Here is an 18,234-nt window from a genome sequence, read left to right on the forward strand (position 1 = left end):
ATACTTTTTAATAATTCGGGATACGGCTTTGCTTTCTCAGTTAGTTCTTGCCTTATTTGTTCTCTTTCTTTCTTTTATTTCGAAATGAAAGTTCCAAATAACATGAAATCAATCTTTTCCTACCAGTTGGAATTTTTCCCTAACGCTTTCTCACCCAGGTCAACCAATTCTAAATATCTCTTGTCCTTACTTTTGATTGGATTTTTTGGCCCTGCAAACCATTCGTTAAATCCAGATCTGCAATTTGTTTTAATAGCGAATGTAACAGATTGAATAACACGGGTATTAGTGTTTTCAGTTTTTATATTGTGATCTTCAATTTTTCATTTTCTGAAACAATTACTAATTTTACTATAAAAGAGTAAAAATTGCTGCACCGATAGTTAAGAAAATGTTCCTTATTTATCACAAGCTTACTTGGAGATCACGACTGTTAAACCCTGTTCTGTCTTAATCTCTTCAACTGCTAGCAGTACCTGTTCTGATTGTTCGGCTGGATAAGAGGCGATAGCCTGTGAGTGGGTTGCACGTCCGATTTTATTCCACTCAAAGAAAAGTCCAACTGGGTTGTCAAATTGCGGTAAAACAACCCTCAAGTCATAAAGTGTATTGGACGTTTTCAGCCACAGTGGAGTAATGTTTTTTAAAATTTCCGCTTTGATGGATCCCGTTTTCATTTAATAACCTCCAGGTGGCGAACTAATTCGTATTGATAATGTTTACTTCCAGACCAAAAACCACACTCATCAAAAGCATTCACTTCTTCAATAACGTACTTTGACGGTTGCTGTTCCGTTGAGGTCTTATTGACCTGTACGAGAACCTTTCGATGATTGGCGAAAGCCTCCTGACATAGGAACTGCATATCATAAATTGGGGTTTCTTCTAACCAAGTGAGTTGTTCTTGACTAGCCTGCTTAGTACGATTAATTTTTTGGGTATGATCAGAAAGAAAGAAGCCGTTCCACTTGATTTTGCCGCGCTCCCGGTAATCTTGTTCAAAGAAAACTTTAGCACGACGAATCGCTTCTTCATTCATAACTATTACCTCCATTATGACCAGCAACAAGGTTGCCACGTTCCAAAGCAGTCCCTCCTTTTTCATAAGAAATCGCTCGCATTACTGCTGTACTACCAAAACGATCACGTAACTGATCCAGTAGTTGCTCGACATGATTGGGTGCTTCTTCGGTGGCGGGATTAAATAAATCAATCTGCTCTTGGTTATCATCGACCAGATCGCCATAAGCTACATAAATGTTTCGGATTGTTGTCCCTGGCCAATTCTTACGGAAAATACTCAATACCGTTTTCATCAAAACATGACTGTGATTGCTGGGGGCTATCCGAACCGTTTGGTGAAATCCATGTGTACCTTCCTCTTCAATAGCCGAATAAGAATAGCCGATACCCAAGGTAACGAGGCGGGCTTGCTTCTTATGGTGCCGAATCCGAGCAGCGACTTGATCAGCTAACTCACTAAGTACCACCTCAATCTCTTCCTGCTTACGATAGTCACGTGGTAGAACTTGCGAATTACTGTATGACTTATTTTTGACTGGCAGCTTTTCAGTTAATTCAGAACGGTCAATCCCCCAAGCTAAAGCATATAACTGTTCGCCCATCAAACCCATTTTTTCTCGTAAGCGGTAGGGATCAAAGTTGGCTAAGTCCGCCATCGAATTAATTCCCCAGGCATTCAACTTTTTAGCTGTTCGTTTTCCAATACTCCAGACATCAGTAAGCTTCGTGATGGGCCAAAGTTTTTTTGGCACATCTTCGTAATGCCAAGTCCCTTTTAAATCTTTGGCATGTTTGGCTTCAATGTCTAAAGCTAACTTAGCCAAAACAGGACTATCACCAATTCCAACAGTCAAATAAAGGCCCATACGTTCACGAGCTTCTTTTTGAATTTTAAGAGCTACTTCTTCAGGACTACGACCAAATAAGTGCCAGAAACTGGTCATGTCTAAAATGGATTCATCAATCGAATAAGGTAAAACATGGTCTTGATCAACAAACTCCAAAAAGATTTCATTTAAGGCCAGGTTCTTTTCAATATAGAGATTCATTCTCGGGTTGACCATCATCAATGATGAAGTGTTAGGTAGTTCTCGTTTACGTGTAACATTGCTAATACCCAAATGCTTCTTAGCCATTGGCGAGGCGGCTAACACAAGACCACCATTAGTATTGCGCTGTTCTGACAAAACGACCAGCTCTGCTTTTAACGGATTCAAACCACGTTGCACGCACTCGACACTGGCATAAAAACTCTTTGAGTCAATTAGAAAGAAGACTCGCCGTGCTTCTTTTTCATAGACTGTTTGTAACTGTTCAACCTTCATCTTGTTCACCTCATGAAAACCTAAGAACAGTATACGAACATCTGTTCGTATTATCAAGAAAAAGTTTGAAGTGAGACAAAAAAAGGCCCCTACTTTGATAAGTAAGGGTCTTCCGATTTATTGACAGAACATGTATTTAAAGAGAGAAGTATATTGTTCATTAGGTATACAACATAATCGGACCACAATAAATCAAGGAATAGTTTAACATTTTTATCGCAAAATAGCTTGAAAATAAAAAGTCCTTTCCTTACGTGTTACTAAAATTCAAAATGTTAAAAATGAAAACAACTTACTGCTCGTTGAGAGGATGTTAATAACTGACTTAGTCGTGGCTTCCAACTCGATGAAGTTGCTTACCAATTTCGTCAAAAGCGGACTCAATGTCCTTGGTACCAAGTTGTTTCAAAACCTCTTCTCCCAATGAAATCATTACTTCATCATGCAGTTTTTTAGCCTCTGATTTTGCTTTGGTGAGCTGTAACTGAGCCTTGGCTTCTTTTTCCTTTTGAACTTTTAACTTCTTAACAATCGATTGGTTCATAATAATTATTCTCCTTATTTTTGTGTCTAAATCAAACCCAACAAAATCCTTGCCCTTATTATGGCTTTGTTTTCTGTTATGTAAATTCTGGTTTGAAGCCAACAAATTTACTGGTTTTATATGTTTGAATTTCGAGCCTTCCGGCTACTTCAAAGGACTTCCCCTTTTTACTTCTGGCTTTAAAAACAATTCTTTGGCCATCGAGCAAGTCTTCAATTTCTTGGTCAGTAAATTTATGGCCAGAAAATTCGCTCGAGAAGGACACTTCCTTACCCTGCCAAAGGCCAGTTATCTTTTCCTTAACCGGGCTTTTGGATTGTTTTTTAGTTCCCTTGGGGGCACCAAGATTGCCCTTTAGCTGTTTGGCATTCTCAATCATAACAGGAATGTCATGGTTGACCGTCAAAACAATCGAGTTCATTGCTTGCTCAGCGCTCACTTCAAAACGACCAACCTGGTCAAAAATCTCAAAAACCCGTTTGGTGGTTCGAGGATCCGCTAACCAAGTGTTTTGTGCCATGATGGCAACTGCTTGTCCATCTTTGGTTAGATCAATCTTCCCTTTTTTATCAATGATATAGGCGTTTTTACCGCTTGAAAGTTCCCCATAGGTACTAGTTCTTGTGGCACCCGTCCCAATATTATTCTTCTCTAAGAAGGTTTTCAGCCATTTCCAGGTAGGTGCTGTCGGCTTACTATTTTGTCCTTCATGGATAAATAGCTGCCCCAGAGTTCCAAGTCCTTGACTGGCTTTGTCTTCCTCTTCGCTATCTTGGTCTTGATAAACGGCCTTCCAGCCCATTTTTGTTGGTTGGTTAAGCGTCGTGATGAAGTCAGGATAATCTTGTAGAGCCCCCTTAATCTGCTGGTAATGATAATCTTCTGCGAACATCGCTAAGAAGTTCTTAGCCAAGACCTCATAAATCCGCTTGGCAGAATCACCAAAAGAATTGAGACTGTCTAAAGTTGCTGGTACCTTCGTTCCGGGACGATTGGCTCCGTGAGCACCTTCTTCTTTAACGTGAGTGGGACGGGGTTGTCGATGAGTAAGCAGTGCCTGATCAGTACCAACGAGACTTGCAATCTGATTGACTAAAGGCAGCATGTCTTGAAACTGTTCTGGTGTAATCGTCTTATCTTCTGTTCGTGGATAAGATACGATTTGAGCTTCGTACAGTTTTTGGTAGGTAGCTAAGACTTCCTTGGCTTTAAAGCCTTCTTTGGATAGGATAGCCGACAATGATGCCAGGTCTAACAGTTTAGGTGGCACAGTTTTCTTGTCAGTTACGGAAAGCTGTTGGACAGCACTGCTCTCCTGGAAACTCTCGGCTCCCATTAAGGCTTCTTTCGTTGCATAACGGAAAGGGACTTCTTCTCCCTTCTCGGGTGCTTTTCGTGCGAAAACATTGCCATTTTCATCTTTAAAACGATACTCAAAATATGGCACCTTAACATAATTCTTAATTGCTTGCAGTTGCTGGTAAATCTTGAGTAACATGGCAGACTTTAAGCGGCCTTGTCTTGACACAATTGAGTACCCTTCACCACGAGTTAGGGTAGTGGCAGCACGGGTCAACTGCATAGAAGCAAAGTCCCATTTATTACGGGCCAGCCCCTTCTGATAAGCGCCATGTTGTTCCTTGCCCTCGATGGCCGTTAAATTATTTAAGGCCTTTAGCAAGCTCCTAGGACTCTCATCGGCGAAACTAGCTCGATAGACGGGACCTGTCCATTTAATGGCGTCAATGGCTTCCCAAGCTAGTAGGTCACCTTCACCAGATGGGTCCGTATCGGTGGCAATCACCAAAGCATTGGCAGTCGTTGCTTTTTGTTTCAAGTTGTCCACCAAACTCTTGGTGCTCTCCATCTTTTTAGAACGGGGGTTCCAAGACTTCAAGTAAGTGCGCTGCCACGAAAGGTCTTTTAAATCCCAAGGTAGATCTTTTAACTGCCAAGATTCGTACTTGTCTTTCAGCATGTTTGGTACTTGGTCTTGTGGCTCTTTAAGGGTCATCACATGACCTCGTAGGTTTGTTAGTTCATAGTCGTAATTCGCAAAGTGACCTTTCAGGCCACCGAGTGCTTTTTCAAAGTTCTTCCGGGCCGAAGGTTTTTCGGTAATAATTAAATATTTTTCCATTTTAACCTACTCCTTTTTTAAGAATCTAGACAGTTGATTCGATATTTCAATGAGAATTTAAATCACAAATTTAAATACCAATATCATTATTGAGTGATTGATTCAATTCTATTTCTTCCGCAATTAGTCGTTCTCGAATGCTTTGAATTCCTTTAGGAAACAAAGGAACTGTACTCCATTTTTTATCACGTTCACTGTCCGGTAGTTCATCTACCCATAATACATAATTGGTAAAGGCATTATTTATATTTTGTTGATTTTTATTAATGTAATCCCATTGCTTTTCGGGTAATGTATTCTTTATTTTTTGAATATCTTCTTCTTCTGGGACATACACTGATTTCATAAAATCAAGACCCGGATTTCTATAATGAGGATTCGATGTTTCAAATGGTGTTAACCAAACTGCGTTTTCTTTACGTGTTTTAGTAACATTTGCACGTAATGGAACAAACCATCTAGTTGACTTATCATACATCCCAATATATGGACGGTTTCCTTTATCCATCAACTCTTCGGTTCCAGTAGCTGCAATGATTTCAGCTATATAACTCGTTTTGATAAATGCAAGTTCTAAATTTTCACCCATTGACTTCTCCAGTTAATTTGATAGAATTGTATTTAGTAAACGACACGGTACAAGCAGCATGGGCTTTGATCATGTCATAGAGTAGGCCGAGTTGCTTACCTAAAGTTTCTTACTTTGGTGAGAAGCTTTTTTTGTTATAATAAATGTGTAGTAATACCAATGTTACTACACATCCTTCTTTTCTGAACTCTAGAAGGTAGCCCTCACATCACGTGGGGGCTTTTTTATGTATAGGAGGAATAGTTCCTCCTCTTGCTAATTAGCAAAACCTGACAACCACGTAGCTAATCCTTGGGTAATTGCCCACGCCAAGATTGCAACGGCTAATCCAGTTCCGACATTTTTTAAAACGCCCTTCCCTTTTTCTGAGCCTTCTCGGTTATTGCTAAGAAAATGGAAGGCTGAATAAACGGCCATAAAACCCGCAAGACCAATGATGACAATAACAAGCCAACCTGAACCTGTATGCAACATTTCTGCAATTTGTTGTGCTTTTGATGATAAATCCATCTAATTTCTCCTTCCGGGATATTTTCCCTATACCCTACTATGTTTTTTTTACAGTATTTTACGCATCTCCACCGTTTTTAAACAAAATGGTTAATCGGACGAATACCAAATTTGATTTTCCGTGGATCGTAAATACTGTTTTCAGCCAAATTCAGTGACTCATCTTTTGCAATCGTCATGTGGACTTCAAAAATGGCATTGGTATTTTTGATTTGATACTTCAAGATTTGCTTTGAAACAACATCATCAACTAAATCGTTAATTGTTCGCTGGACAGGTCGAGCCCCGTTTTCAGGTTCGTAAGCGGTATCTGCGATAAAATTTACGACATCATTTGTGTAGGTAATCTTCCACTTATTTTCGTTCTCAACCATCAGAGCATAACGATCTAATTGTTTTTTTGTGATTGTTCGAATGGCTTCAGTGCTCAGTTGATTGAACATCACAATATCATCAATTCGATTGATTAATTCTGGACGAAAACGATTTTGTAATTCCTTCTTAATCCCTCTCTCAATATCACGTTTTGTAACATCAAAATCTGCTTCTGGCAGTCCTCCATATTTCATTTGATCATTGATAAACTTAAACCCTTCATTCGAAGTCATAATGATATAAGCATTTCTAAAGACGGCCGTTTTCCCTCTTTTATTAGTTAAAACACCGTCTTGAAAAACCTGCAGTAGTAAGTCGAACACAGCAGGTGAGGCTTTTTCAATTTCATCCATTAAAACAATCGTATATGGATTTTTAATGATTCCAGCTGTTGCACGTTCAATAAATTTATTAACTGCATCCTCACCAACAAATTCTGACATATCAAATCGTAGAATGTTTTCTTCGGAATTAAATAAAACAGCGGCCATTGTCTTAACTAACTCAGTTTTACCTGTTCCTGTTGGACCAAGTAAGAATTCAACCGCAAGCGGTCGCTTGGGATCATTGTGGCCAACAGCCACCTTTTGTACTTTTCTAGAAATTGTATTTGTTGCTCTTACTTGTCCAATCACACGTTTTGAAAGTACTTTAGACAGCTCTAAAGCTCGTTGGACTCCTGATTTTGATAAAGAATCGGTTGGAATCCCAGTAACTTCTTGAACTTGATCCAAAACGTCCTTACTGTCTAGTGCCCGCTTGCCTTTTAAGGACAACCTAGCCGCTGTTCCCTCCAAGAGGTCAATTGCTTTGTCTGGCAAAAAATGTTGATTGATATAGCGTTTTGATAGGTAAATTGAATCCTTAATGGCTTGATCATCAATAGTCATTTCATAAAAATCTTCAAATGACTTCTTCAGACCTAGCATGATCACTTCAGCTTCATCATCACTTGGTTCATTAACCACGATCTGTTGAAAACGCCTCTCTAAGGCAGCATCTGGTTCGATATACTCATGATACTCATCTGAAGTGGTAGCAGAAATAACCCTAAAATCTCCACGAGCCAAAGAGGGCTTCAAAAGATTGCTCATATCTAGCAATCCCCGATTTGATCCAGCTCCCATAATTGTATGAACTTCATCAATGAATAAAATGTACTGATTACGCTGATTGGTTAATTCACTAATTAATTGTTCAAAATTTTTAGTAAAGTTTTCCCCTTGTAATGAAGCAACTTCAAGAGTCAATACTTGAACGTCTTTCAATCGTTCAGGAACTGACCCCTCAATAATTTTTTTGGCGAGTCCTTCAACTACGGCTGTCTTACCAACGCCAGGCTCACCAACAAGTACTGGAGAATTTTTTGTCCTACGCTGTAACGATTCCATGACTTTTCTGGTTTCTTCTTCACGGCCAATAACAACGTACTTGTCAGGATCATTTTTAATTTTTTCGGATAAATTTGTTGTAAATGAATCAATTGCTGTTGTCATGAATTTGACCTTCCATCACTGATTTAATTCCTTCAACTTTTCGTTGCCATATTCGATAGCATTTACATCTTCATCCGTAAATGAGCCAGCAAAATCCCCATCACCAATGTTTTCAGAAGTTGGTTCATCAGAATCGTCTTTTGTTTCCTCGTCAATCACTTCTCCTGACGCTTGGTCTCCAAAACGATTCTTTTTTTCATTCAGAGTTGGAAATGTCACATTATCATGATAATGTGACAAATCTGGAATTTTTGGAACAACCAGTTCTTCGTTAGTAGGTGATACTGTTCCAGTTCCCAAATCGAGTGAATGCTCCTCAAAATTAGATTCCTTTGGTTCGTTCTCTTGATCCTGATCAACTTCATAATCCTGATTTTTTTGAATGGCAAACCGTGACTGATAAAGGACATAATTAGTTCCACTCGTCAAATCGGAAAGTGGTAAAAATTGGTTCTTGACTCCTTCACCATTCTCATCGATTAATGAATAACGAAACCAAATTTGACCGTTCTTAACGTATGTGCGATGAATAACCAATTCATATTTTTGTTTAATTGACATTATTTTTTCCTCTTCCTATAAGCTAATTGAAGGTTTTAATTCAGTTTCTGTGATACCCGCTTCACCAATACCTGACTCTTCAATATCATCTGAGATATCTTGATATGCCTCGATATTTTTGTCATGAATGTTTTCATCATCAATAGCGACATTTTCTTTTTGTAAAGTTGGTTCTACTTTTTCGTCCACTACTTCTTCCTGCTCATCTTGCAGAAAACTTGCTTCTCGTTCAGGTACTGCAAATGGCACTTGATCAATAGTGGTCAAATCATAGGTTTTGGTTTCATGAGTGGCTGAATAACGAAGCTGGTCATTCCAGTCTTTCTTGGTTAAGTCAGCTGGCACATCAAATGTTAAATCGATGGAATCAAAGCTATTCAAGCGACGTAGAGTTTCTGCATACTTTTTAGCGAATGCTCTTCCTTTTTCATCGTTATCAGTTGCAAAGTGGATTGATTTAGGCAAAAACATCTTTCCCTTATCCTGATCGAGGAAATGATCAGAAATATAGCGATTCAAAACAGAAGACTTCAAGCCTGACAAGGATAGGAAGGCAACTTGGTCACCCGATACATGAATCTCTTTAAAATGCATCTGCCAATAACTAATCGCATCAATTGGTGCTTCCGTCACAATTAAACGGTCAGGACGGGCTTTGTTTCGATCTCCAACCCTAAAATTAAAACCGTTGTATTCTGCTGGGCTCCCTTTAATGATTCCCTTCCAATAACCCTGGTGTTTCTCATCATTTTTCCTTGTTGGAATAGTGGCCTGTGTGTCTGAACCAACAATTTGGCCATCTGCTTTTTTCCAGTTATACATCAGGTTATGAACCTTTTTTTCATAACCGTCATGCACAAAATTCTTAACATGATCAGTTAAAAAATTCCCTTCTTCAAGAATATTGACCAAAATAGGGTTTATTCCACGGACTTTAGTTAAATAATCCTTAGACCTTTGCGACAATGGCGCAGTGTCAAGTTTCGAAAAATCATAAACAACAGTTTTTAAATCATAGTCATCAATCGTTGGCTGAAAGGTCCCATCACGATCATTTCGAATTTGTTCCAATTTACTTAATTGAGCAGTTCGATCGCTAATATCATCCAATTTTGACATTAGCGTAAACAAGCCACCTTTTGCGTCCTGTGCAAACCACACGAACGCATTGTTCTTAAAATTAACGAATAAACTGTCATGATCATCAACTAAACGGTAACCGCCACTGTTCGGCTTACCAACTGTGTGTCCTTCATGTTGTAAGTATTCCTCGATTGATACCAGTTGAGATTGTTTTGCCATAGTAGACTCCTTTATATTGCTACCCCTACTATGTTTTTTTTTCAATATTTTACGCATCTCCACTTTTTTTCAATAAAAAAAGCCCCCACATTTGTGAGAGCTACATATAATTATAATTACAATTACAACTATAATTGTAATTACAATTATTTTTTGAATAAAAAAAGAGCACAAATGTGCCCTCCCCATCTTTGTCCGAACCTTATCACAGAAGGCAAATTCAGCAACATTGATACGGACAAAGATAAATACTATCATAGCAAATTTACCAAAAAAGGCAAGAGATTATTAGTAATTAAAAATATTCATTGCTTCTAGGCGATTCTTAAGTTCTTTCCGGGCATTGATTAATGTCTTAGAGACAGTTTGTTGACTTATATTTAATAACTTCCCCACCTCAACAGCACTCCTCTTTCTAGCCGTGGAATCAAAACCATAAGATAAACAGACCATTAACTCCTCAATGGCTGGTAATTCTTTGACCTGAGCCTCAACAACATCTAACAGTTCTTGTGAAGAATCAAATGCAAACGTACCATCACTTATCTGCAAAGAATTTTCCAATCCATGCCAATCACGAGTGTTCATTTCAAGAGATAGTGCCACATCCTTAACCTTCTTAATGCTCCAACCTAACCGTTCTGCTATTAATTCGTCATTGATGTTACTCTCATTTTCTTGCTTGAGTTTCTGAACTTCTCTTAGATATTGCTGAACAAGATGATGCCGCCCCCTCGGCATCTGAATAACGTTATTTTCGTGATTATATACTAAATACATTGCTGCATTTATCCTTAAATAAAAATAATGGAGCAACGTGCCTTTAAGTTTGGCTCGATCAAATGATTTGATAGCTGTAATAAGTTCAATAATTCCTACTTCAATCAGTTCTTCAAAAATTGAAGTAGATCCAGCATTATTTTCTGATGAAATATAGGAATGCGCAATCTTATAAATCAAACGCATATTGGCTGATATTAATTTTTCGACTGGTTTCTCGTCCCCACTAACGACACGATTTAATAAATCTATTTGTTCCTGCTCAGATATTTCAATTTCAGGGATATTATTCTCCATACTCTTTCTGCCTTTCAATTTGCTTAATTCGTTCTTGCTCTTCCTCATATTCCTTTTGTGCTACTTTTTCAACATCTTTCGATTGATCATAAGCAGCCATACGTTCCAAAACATGAAGCGTTGCTGCCACTTTAAGTTTTTTCCTAATCTTCAAGCTATGCTTATTTTTTTTAGATATTTCTTTATTTATCGTTCCACTTGAATTTGCGGAAGGCGCTCCCATTGCCTTTATTCTTTCGAATCTTCTTTTGTTTTCATTTAGTAGCCTATTCTTTAATTCTTGGTTATTGATATTCTGTTTGTTCGTCAATTGTAAATTATTATCAAAAATAACCCCTTTATCTTCTAGAATAATCTTTCTACGATTGATTTGATTAATCAGATCATTCCGCCCATTCACACTAGTGAACAAAATGGTAATCTCACTATCACCTGCAGCTTGAATAGCTGATAACTCATTTGCTATTTCTTTTTGATGGACTAAACGATAATTTTCAGATACATCGTTCACATTTGCATTTTCTGGTTCTAATGTCTCAAATCTTAGTTTTCTTCTAGTCTCTTTTTCTATTTCTGATAGTTTATAACTTGGTACTAACGACAGCTCCAAGTAACGTTTTCTCTTTTCAAATTTTGATTGATAAAAATTTGAAAATTGAGTTTGATGAGCAGTACTAAGTTTAAGCAACTTACCTTCAATTTCTTCAATCTCAGATTTTGCATTGATTTTTCGAATGTCATTCTTTTGTTTTCCTAGTTCCCGTAATACTTTTTTCGGTGGTTGCTGCTTATTCCTTTTCATTTCAGCAATCTGATCAGTAAGTTGATTCTTAATTTCCTGGTGATCGATTAAGTTTTCAGCTATGTATTCTGTTTCAACGAAATCATTAGGTAAGTTTCTTAGTGATCGATATAATTCATTTACCAGTTGTTGTTTTAAGAGCTTTGATTGACGATTAGAATAATCACCGGTTCGTTGATTAAGTCCATATTTTTTTTGATATTTCGACTGAAGTTGTTCATTTATTTTTTTTAATTTTTCGCCTGATTCCATAGCAACTGGATCAGCCGTTAAAAAATTATCTATAAATTTATCAGCGAGAGAATTGGCGGTCTTCATTGTCACTGCATTTGATTTTGCACGCCATTCTTTTTGATTATCTGGCAACACATTGTAAATTGCATTTAACAGATTTGTCTGTTCTTTAAATAAAACTTTTTCTTTGTTTTGGCGAAGCCTGTCAATGATTTTTCTTTCTGAAATCTGTCTTTCAATCAACAGTTCTTTTTCAATAACCATTGAATGCTTTAGTTCAGATTCTTTTAGAAATTCCTTTTTGAATGAATCTAAATTTTTTTGTTTAAACACTCCTTTTGGTTGGTTTCGTTTGTAACCATTTTGTGATTGCCACTTTTGTCGCTTTGATATTTCTTCAAACGTTGCTAAATGGATGTGCACATGTTTGTCATTTTCATCGCCACGTAGGTGAATGTTGCCCCACCATTCAGCGCTATCATTGAGCCCCTCTTTTTTCAAAAGATTAGGCATTACTTTTTGAACCGCTTTTTTTAAACGTCTTTGATCCAAATTTCGGTCAATTGCATTGTCCATTATTTTCTCTCTGATTAAAAAATCATCAGATAGAGACACAACTGTCTTCCACATAATATTTTTATTATGTGCTGCATTATTAACTCTCTCTTTTAATTCATTCAATTCATCATGATTAAGATTAAAACTATTTTGAGTAAAGGTTGAAGTTAAATTTGAAATCACACCTTTCTCTAGTTTTGTTTGATACTCTTTGTTTCCATAATCAACATAATCTGCATAGTGTCCTCTTTCTTTTGCAATTTCTTGACCTAGTATATCTTGGTCGTTACGAACACTCGAAATGTCTTCATCACGACCACTATGATTAAGAGTGTAGTTCACATAAGTTGGACGACACTTATCAAATTTTTGTTTGATAATAATATCTGGATTTGTTCCCTTTAATGAATGACTGAAGACTTTATTCATGATTAATACCTCTGCTATTCTCAAGCTATGTACGCCGAAAAATTCGGCCTATTTTTTTATTAACACATCTTTAATGGTTGAAAGTTTCTCACCCAAAACTTGAGCTACTTCTGAAGTTGAAAGGCCAAATCGTTTGGCCCATTTAACATTCTCTTTTAATCGTTCTAAATCGATAGAAGTTCGCTTAGATTTAATTTGTTTCCCGAATCTTGACAGATATCCATTAGTTAAATCCCTAATTTCATTAACAATAATTCGTTGACTTTTAATTCTTTCTGTTTGTGCAATGTCTAAACCAAGTAAATCAGCTGGGATAATCCAATTGTTATTTGCATCTGCATCACCAATCAAATTAAACCACCGTTCACTTTCTGGAATAGGAACATTGGATTTATCCCCTACTCCATTCCAATAAATCTCGTCAATTTCATCAAGTTGACCGAGTAACGATTGAAGTTTTTTTAAATATTCGGCTTCCATAAAGATTCCTACCTGTTCTGTTGTTTCTTCTTCATTTCAATATCATGCTTCATAATATCGAAAATTTTTTCTTCTCGTTCTCTAGCAATTGTTCCTGGCAAGATGTAACTTTGGAACTCATCAACGCTTGGTAAGGAAGTTGAATTAAGCAACAACATTTTCATGAAAAGTAATTGGCTTCTGATGTTTCGAAGTTGTTGTTCCGTTTCACTTGAAGGACGGCTACCTGCTTTTTCATATCGTTTTAGTAAAACTTCAAAAGTATTTTTTGTATTATCTTCGAATGGGATAACAAAAAGTTTCCAAAAATGATTAATACATAGCTCCAAAATTTCTGTATTACTCATTTTAAAATCAAAATTTTCATCACGGTCATTTGCCCATCGCACAATGGATTTAAATTTTTCTTCCATCCCATCGTTGAATCTAAATTCATGTCTTATACTCATAAGTCGTTTCCCTCCAAAATTGATGCTAATAATTTGTTTTGTTCCTCCAATGCTTGAATCACAAGTTTATTAGATTCTAAAATCTCATTTTTTGAATTAGTTATTTTTTGTTTTAATTCGTTATATTGATTTTCAGGAACGGGCCCACCACCAGAAATCTTTAAGATAACTTCGTGCATAAATTGATTCAACGAACTGTACCCCTGTTGCTTGGATACTTGCTTTAATAATTCAAGAGTTTCACTACTAACGTTTCTAACTCGTATCTCAACCAAATTTGGACCTCCTAATGGTGTACGTACACTGTACGTACGATTTGTACGGCAGACACCCGTACAAAGTAAAGAAAACAGAGCATAAGGGAAAACTGTCCCACGAATTTCGTGAGACCTTGCAGTGCAAGGGTTTTCCATGTCCCACACAAAAATGTGCTTCCGTACAGTTGTACGTACACCTATTTTGTTTAATTTTGTCGGCTGATCGCCTGTTCCTTTTATAAACCGTACACTTGTACGTACACTAAATTATTTAATTTTAGATGCTTTTTGAATTTCTGGGAATTGGAATTTTCCACTTTCAACATCATTTTTCTTTTGCTTAAGCGCCACATCGTTTTGTTGTGCATCAGCTAGTTTTCCATTCAAAGTGTTCAAAGAATTCTGCGTTGACGTAATATCCAGTCGAAGATTTTGAATCGTTTGATTTCGGCGATTTGCTTCATCCTGTGTAATTGAATCAGTATTTTGCTGCAACTTATTGATCTGCTCATTGTCATAATTAATCAACTTATTTGCATCATCAATCTTCTTTTTATAATCATTAATTTGTTGATTATTACTCTTCACTTCAGATGAAACAGCATCCAAAGTAACTTGTTTTGCAGATTGATTTTTCAAGTTTTTATTTCGTTTCAAACTTTTCTGAACCACAGAGAAAGTTGCTTTTTGATTTGTTACTTTTGATGTGTAACTGGATGATGAAGATGAGTCAACGGACGTTGGAGAAAGAGTTGGTGTGTTAGATGAAACTTGAATTTGGATAGCTCCAAACTTTTTGTCAAGATTGGTAATTGTAACAATCCACTGATTATTAATTGTCGGAATCACTTTAATCTCACCATCTCCTTGAGTTGTTTTACCTGAAAATTTTAATTCACTTCCAGTAAAAACCGAGTTAGAAGAAGTGGTGCTTGCTGAAAATTTAAACTGCGCAACATGGCTATTAGGATTATATTCAGCAGACAACATTTGAACTTGATACGATGTTGTTCCAGATCCAACATTAATCGGAGAATCAAGCTTTGTCTGTCGAATTGAAAGTGGATCTGATTGACGTTCAACAAAAGCAAAAATCATCAAAATAAAGATTAAAAAAACTGAAACCAAGACATAAATCCGCTGACGTAATATTACTTTCTCTTCCAAAAAATATTGCCACTGTCCAGGTGCAAGTTTGAATTTATTTAACATATTAGGCCCTCCAATAACCGGTAATTAGTGATGCGACTACGTTGCTATTCACAACATTGTTTTGATAAATATTTTGATTAATATCGTCAGTGTTTAAACCATCAATCGAACTAACTTCTTTCCCTTTGTAAATTGGAACAATGTAAAGTGAATGAATACGATTAACTGAAAAACGTTGCATCATGCGAACGCCATTCTTAGATTGTGAACTTTGATAAACAATTTTAGGACGGTCCTTAATACCTAATGACTGTGTTTTATTTTGAAGGTTTATTTTTACCTTCTTTTCCTTGTCTGTTCCGGGCTCAAAGAAAACCAAAATTGTTTTTTGATTCATAGAATTATTCATTACATCTGAATAAGATACGTTTGGCGTTTCTGTCATGTCCCCAGCGCTAACTTGCGTATAACTTTTTACTAGCAAAAAGCCACATAAGATAAACAGAATAACTGCGATTACGTGCATTGTATGTTTGAAGAAACCTTCAATTCTTTTCATGATTTTTCTCCTGGAATGGGACGTATACGGTTTGTGGATAGTGCGATTCTTGCGACTGTGTAAAGCAAAGCATCATTTTCATCTGGAATGTAAAGAACCTTATACTTTTTAGAATCAGGGTCTGGAACAAAATCACTATGTATAATTACCTGTGTAATTACACCAACTGTAATTGCATGGTGTTTACCCTCAGCAACAGCAACTAAATCTCCTCTAGTTAATTCTTGTTTTGTTAATCCTTTCGGCAATATTCCAAGATGTTCTACTGCATTCCCATTGGAATAAATTTCTAACCCATCTGGAGTCAAGAATGTAAACTTTATGAATTTCTGAGTCATTGTTTCCCCTCTTCTTTTTCCCCTTTTAGTTCTTGTTCCTTTCTCAAAACCATATTTTTTAAAATCGGATAATTCTCATCTTCTTCGTTGAGAGAGCTTAATCGATATTTCAATAACCTTAATTGTCGGTTATTGAAAATGGTTTCATTTGGATGCTGGTTAGCACTTTCTTGCAGTTTTCGATTAGTTTCATCAAACCAATCGTTTGTTTTCTGTCGATCTGTCATTTGTTATGCCTTCTGTTTAATTGCTGATTATCAACTTATTATCGAAATTGAACCTTCATAGGAACAGTTATGCCTGACTTCAATTTGTTTTTTTGAAATGCTGCCAAACTTTTACGTTCCTCCTGATCTAATGTTTCACAAACCTTTTGAATATACACAAGACTTTCAGATTCATTTAAGGCTGCTTTGGTGATTGCTTCGCTGACCAGTAATCCTCCAAAACGATTAACTAGCTCATCAAGCTTTCGTTTTTTAATTGGAGTTATTTCTCCATTCGTGTCATTAAGATATTGCTCAACAAGAAGATCAACATTACTTTTCGTTTTTTTGTCAATCGATGAAGGTTTGTTTTGCTTATTAAATATATTCAGGTCATCATCATCTTCAAAAGATTTGTTTTCAGTCTCATTTAAGTCAGTATCACTTAAGTCAGTATCATTAGGGTTTGATTTTGAAACCACTGGAGGTTCTTTTTTTAAACCACCGGAGGTTTGATTTTGAAACCACTGGAGGTTTGATTTTGAAACCTCCTTGTCTACCAAGGGTTCAGACGACTTTTCTGAGAAGAAATCATTTGTTACGGATCCAATATAAAGTCGGTTTGCCCGATTGAATCCTCTTTTTTCTTCTTCAAGCAATCCATATTTTGTTAAATCTTTTTTTATTGCAATCACTTTATTCTTGCCACACCCTAAAATTTCTTGAAGGGCTGCTACTGTATATACGAAATAAACATCTTGATTTTCATCAACCCAACCGTTTTTAAGTGATAACTCAAAACGATCTCGCAAAATAGCGTAGGCAGTTTTTGACTCAAGCTTCATGTTTTTGTACTTTTCAGAGGTGAAAAATACTTTGGGAATTCGATAAAATTGTTCAAATGATTGAATCTGTTGGATTGAAATTCGCTGCATCTTTTCACTCCTTATTGATTGTCTGTTCAACAAGTTCCTCAACACTTAAATGTAAGTTTCGAGCGAGACTTAACAGGTTACCTGCTGAAGGCTCAACATTTGGAAATCGTTCCCAACCAGAAATAGTAGATTGAGGAATGCCCCAATTTTTAGCTAACTCTATTTGCGACCAACCTCGTTCCGTACGGTAATTTTTCACAATTTCTCGTAAATTAAGTTCCATATCTATTCTCCTAATAACTAAAACCCACTAACGGTTCAATAGTAAAAATGCACAAAAAAAAGAGCCACAAAAAGTAGCTCTTTTGCTTAAATAATGCAAATTTAATGTATGATTAACAACAATGAGAACATTGATGTATCAGTGTTAGCTAGCCTTCTGTTGCTTTTAATTTTGCAAGTCCAGTAACATATGCACGGCATTTGTCAACCCCTAACGCAACAGTTTAAAGAATCAATCGGGATAAATCCTCGATAAAGCTGATTATATCAGCTTTTTTATGTTTTAAAAAAATTTGTGGTCACTAAAAAAACCTGCCTATTTTTATAGCCAAGTACATCTTTTGATGAAGCTTATTTTTATGTTATCCAACTTAACTGTAGCTTTTGATAGCTGAGGTGTCGTTTAAAGGCGCTCAGACGCGTTTTAAAGCCGTGTAAAGCCATCGGACGAGTATTGATACTCAACAAAGCTTTTTTGAGCTCTGAGGGCTTTACATGGCCGAAATTGGTTTTCTTTGGGAAATACTCTCTTAGTGTGCGATTAAAGTTCTCGTTGGTTCCTCTTTCATACGGCGAATAGGCGTGGGCATAGTAATACTTAATTTTGTGCCGGATAAAGACTTCTTGGGTCATAACTGATATGAACTCTGAACCACGATCACAAGTAATCG

Annotated in this window: 22 protein-coding genes; all 22 read right to left on the reverse strand. The window is 36.6% G+C overall.

The window, feature by feature from the left end:
* Nucleotides 1-413: 413 nt before the first annotated feature.
* Nucleotides 414-677 carry a hypothetical protein gene (locus IV71_RS06675; protein WP_010691944.1) on the reverse strand — a complete coding sequence of 88 codons (264 nt, stop codon included), beginning with the start codon at nt 675-677 and terminating at the stop codon, nt 414-416.
* Nucleotides 674-1,039: a hypothetical protein gene (locus tag IV71_RS06680; protein ID WP_010691946.1), complete on the reverse strand. Its 366-nt coding sequence runs from the start codon at nt 1,037-1,039 to the stop codon at nt 674-676. The genes IV71_RS06675 and IV71_RS06680 overlap by 4 nt, the downstream gene beginning before the upstream one ends.
* On the reverse strand, nt 1,032-2,348 hold the full coding sequence (locus IV71_RS06685) for a Y-family DNA polymerase (RefSeq protein ID WP_010691947.1): 1,317 nt from the start codon (nt 2,346-2,348) through the stop codon (nt 1,032-1,034). The genes IV71_RS06680 and IV71_RS06685 overlap by 8 nt, the downstream gene beginning before the upstream one ends.
* A 325-nt stretch (nt 2,349-2,673) precedes the next feature.
* Nucleotides 2,674-2,892, reverse strand: a complete 219-nt coding sequence (locus IV71_RS06690; RefSeq protein WP_010691948.1) for a hypothetical protein — start codon at nt 2,890-2,892, stop codon at nt 2,674-2,676.
* A 76-nt stretch (nt 2,893-2,968) separates the two neighbouring features.
* The gene (locus IV71_RS06695) at nt 2,969-5,032 is read right to left on the reverse strand and encodes a DNA topoisomerase (protein WP_010691949.1); all 2,064 of its coding nucleotides are present in this window, start codon (nt 5,030-5,032) and stop codon (nt 2,969-2,971) included.
* A 70-nt stretch (nt 5,033-5,102) separates the two neighbouring features.
* Nucleotides 5,103-5,621: a hypothetical protein gene (locus IV71_RS06700; RefSeq protein WP_010691950.1), complete on the reverse strand. Its 519-nt coding sequence runs from the start codon at nt 5,619-5,621 to the stop codon at nt 5,103-5,105.
* A 255-nt stretch (nt 5,622-5,876) separates the two neighbouring features.
* The gene (locus IV71_RS06705) at nt 5,877-6,131 is read right to left on the reverse strand and encodes a hypothetical protein (protein ID WP_010691951.1); all 255 of its coding nucleotides are present in this window, start codon (nt 6,129-6,131) and stop codon (nt 5,877-5,879) included.
* A gap of 77 nt (nt 6,132-6,208) precedes the next feature.
* On the reverse strand, nt 6,209-8,002 hold the full coding sequence (locus IV71_RS06710) for an AAA family ATPase (RefSeq protein WP_010691952.1): 1,794 nt from the start codon (nt 8,000-8,002) through the stop codon (nt 6,209-6,211).
* 15 nt (nt 8,003-8,017) lie between these two features.
* Nucleotides 8,018-8,563, reverse strand: coding sequence for a hypothetical protein (locus IV71_RS06715; RefSeq protein WP_010691953.1), 546 nt, complete (start codon nt 8,561-8,563; stop codon nt 8,018-8,020).
* Between the two features lie 15 nt (nt 8,564-8,578).
* A complete protein-coding gene (locus IV71_RS06720; protein WP_010691954.1) occupies nt 8,579-9,865 on the reverse strand; it encodes a toprim domain-containing protein in 1,287 nt (428 codons plus the stop codon).
* A 288-nt stretch (nt 9,866-10,153) separates the two neighbouring features.
* Nucleotides 10,154-10,942: a sigma-70 family RNA polymerase sigma factor gene (locus tag IV71_RS06725; RefSeq protein WP_010691955.1), complete on the reverse strand. Its 789-nt coding sequence runs from the start codon at nt 10,940-10,942 to the stop codon at nt 10,154-10,156.
* Nucleotides 10,932-12,965: a relaxase MobL gene (gene mobL / locus IV71_RS06730; RefSeq protein ID WP_056995052.1), complete on the reverse strand. Its 2,034-nt coding sequence runs from the start codon at nt 12,963-12,965 to the stop codon at nt 10,932-10,934. Before mobL ends, IV71_RS06725 begins: the two co-directional genes overlap by 11 nt.
* Before the next feature lie 48 nt (nt 12,966-13,013).
* Entirely contained in the window at nt 13,014-13,445 is a 432-nt protein-coding gene (locus tag IV71_RS06735) for a hypothetical protein (protein WP_010691958.1), read from the reverse strand.
* Between the two features lie 8 nt (nt 13,446-13,453).
* Entirely contained in the window at nt 13,454-13,894 is a 441-nt protein-coding gene (locus IV71_RS06740; RefSeq protein ID WP_010691959.1) for a hypothetical protein, read from the reverse strand.
* Nucleotides 13,891-14,169, reverse strand: a complete 279-nt coding sequence (locus IV71_RS06745) for a hypothetical protein (RefSeq protein ID WP_010691960.1) — start codon at nt 14,167-14,169, stop codon at nt 13,891-13,893. Before IV71_RS06745 ends, IV71_RS06740 begins: the two co-directional genes overlap by 4 nt.
* Before the next feature lie 249 nt (nt 14,170-14,418).
* On the reverse strand, nt 14,419-15,363 hold the full coding sequence (locus tag IV71_RS06750; protein ID WP_010691961.1) for a hypothetical protein: 945 nt from the start codon (nt 15,361-15,363) through the stop codon (nt 14,419-14,421).
* A gap of 1 nt (nt 15,364) precedes the next feature.
* Nucleotides 15,365-15,862, reverse strand: coding sequence for a hypothetical protein (locus IV71_RS06755; RefSeq protein ID WP_010691962.1), 498 nt, complete (start codon nt 15,860-15,862; stop codon nt 15,365-15,367).
* On the reverse strand, nt 15,859-16,200 hold the full coding sequence (locus tag IV71_RS06760) for a hypothetical protein (protein WP_010691963.1): 342 nt from the start codon (nt 16,198-16,200) through the stop codon (nt 15,859-15,861). The genes IV71_RS06755 and IV71_RS06760 overlap by 4 nt, the downstream gene beginning before the upstream one ends.
* Nucleotides 16,197-16,427 carry a hypothetical protein gene (locus IV71_RS06765; protein ID WP_010691964.1) on the reverse strand — a complete coding sequence of 77 codons (231 nt, stop codon included), beginning with the start codon at nt 16,425-16,427 and terminating at the stop codon, nt 16,197-16,199. Before IV71_RS06765 ends, IV71_RS06760 begins: the two co-directional genes overlap by 4 nt.
* 38 nt (nt 16,428-16,465) lie before the next feature.
* A complete protein-coding gene (locus tag IV71_RS06770; protein WP_010691965.1) occupies nt 16,466-17,341 on the reverse strand; it encodes a replication initiator protein A in 876 nt (291 codons plus the stop codon).
* A 4-nt stretch (nt 17,342-17,345) separates the two neighbouring features.
* Nucleotides 17,346-17,564: a helix-turn-helix domain-containing protein gene (locus IV71_RS06775; protein WP_010691966.1), complete on the reverse strand. Its 219-nt coding sequence runs from the start codon at nt 17,562-17,564 to the stop codon at nt 17,346-17,348.
* Nucleotides 17,565-17,920: 356 nt separating this feature from the next.
* Nucleotides 17,921-18,234, reverse strand: a 314-nt coding sequence (locus tag IV71_RS06780; protein ID WP_156405645.1) for an IS30 family transposase, incomplete at its 5' end; no start/stop codon positions are given.

This window comes from Fructobacillus fructosus KCTC 3544, assembly GCF_001438695.1.
GTDB lineage: Bacteria > Bacillota > Bacilli > Lactobacillales > Lactobacillaceae > Fructobacillus > Fructobacillus fructosus.

Excerpts from the sequence above, each read along its gene's own strand:
- mobL (WP_056995052.1), bottom strand. The coding sequence starts at position 12,965 with ATGAATAAAGTCTTCAGTCATTCATTAAAGGGAACAAATCCAGATATT.
- IV71_RS06720 (WP_010691954.1), bottom strand. The coding sequence starts at position 9,865 with ATGGCAAAACAATCTCAACTGGTATCAATCGAGGAATACTTACAACAT.
- IV71_RS06775 (WP_010691966.1), bottom strand. The coding sequence starts at position 17,564 with ATGGAACTTAATTTACGAGAAATTGTGAAAAATTACCGTACGGAACGA.
- IV71_RS06760 (WP_010691963.1), bottom strand. The coding sequence starts at position 16,200 with ATGACTCAGAAATTCATAAAGTTTACATTCTTGACTCCAGATGGGTTA.
- IV71_RS06705 (WP_010691951.1), bottom strand. The coding sequence starts at position 6,131 with ATGGATTTATCATCAAAAGCACAACAAATTGCAGAAATGTTGCATACA.
- IV71_RS06755 (WP_010691962.1), bottom strand. The coding sequence starts at position 15,862 with ATGAAAAGAATTGAAGGTTTCTTCAAACATACAATGCACGTAATCGCA.
- IV71_RS06685 (WP_010691947.1), bottom strand. The coding sequence starts at position 2,348 with ATGAAGGTTGAACAGTTACAAACAGTCTATGAAAAAGAAGCACGGCGA.
- IV71_RS06750 (WP_010691961.1), bottom strand. The coding sequence starts at position 15,363 with ATGTTAAATAAATTCAAACTTGCACCTGGACAGTGGCAATATTTTTTG.
- IV71_RS06700 (WP_010691950.1), bottom strand. The coding sequence starts at position 5,621 with ATGGGTGAAAATTTAGAACTTGCATTTATCAAAACGAGTTATATAGCT.
- IV71_RS06715 (WP_010691953.1), bottom strand. The coding sequence starts at position 8,563 with ATGTCAATTAAACAAAAATATGAATTGGTTATTCATCGCACATACGTT.
- IV71_RS06725 (WP_010691955.1), bottom strand. The coding sequence starts at position 10,942 with ATGGAGAATAATATCCCTGAAATTGAAATATCTGAGCAGGAACAAATA.
- IV71_RS06765 (WP_010691964.1), bottom strand. The coding sequence starts at position 16,427 with ATGACAGATCGACAGAAAACAAACGATTGGTTTGATGAAACTAATCGA.
- IV71_RS06740 (WP_010691959.1), bottom strand. The coding sequence starts at position 13,894 with ATGAGTATAAGACATGAATTTAGATTCAACGATGGGATGGAAGAAAAA.
- IV71_RS06680 (WP_010691946.1), bottom strand. The coding sequence starts at position 1,039 with ATGAATGAAGAAGCGATTCGTCGTGCTAAAGTTTTCTTTGAACAAGAT.
- IV71_RS06695 (WP_010691949.1), bottom strand. The coding sequence starts at position 5,032 with ATGGAAAAATATTTAATTATTACCGAAAAACCTTCGGCCCGGAAGAAC.
- IV71_RS06710 (WP_010691952.1), bottom strand. The coding sequence starts at position 8,002 with ATGACAACAGCAATTGATTCATTTACAACAAATTTATCCGAAAAAATT.
- IV71_RS06735 (WP_010691958.1), bottom strand. The coding sequence starts at position 13,445 with ATGGAAGCCGAATATTTAAAAAAACTTCAATCGTTACTCGGTCAACTT.
- IV71_RS06675 (WP_010691944.1), bottom strand. The coding sequence starts at position 677 with ATGAAAACGGGATCCATCAAAGCGGAAATTTTAAAAAACATTACTCCA.
- IV71_RS06690 (WP_010691948.1), bottom strand. The coding sequence starts at position 2,892 with ATGAACCAATCGATTGTTAAGAAGTTAAAAGTTCAAAAGGAAAAAGAA.
- IV71_RS06770 (WP_010691965.1), bottom strand. The coding sequence starts at position 17,341 with ATGCAGCGAATTTCAATCCAACAGATTCAATCATTTGAACAATTTTAT.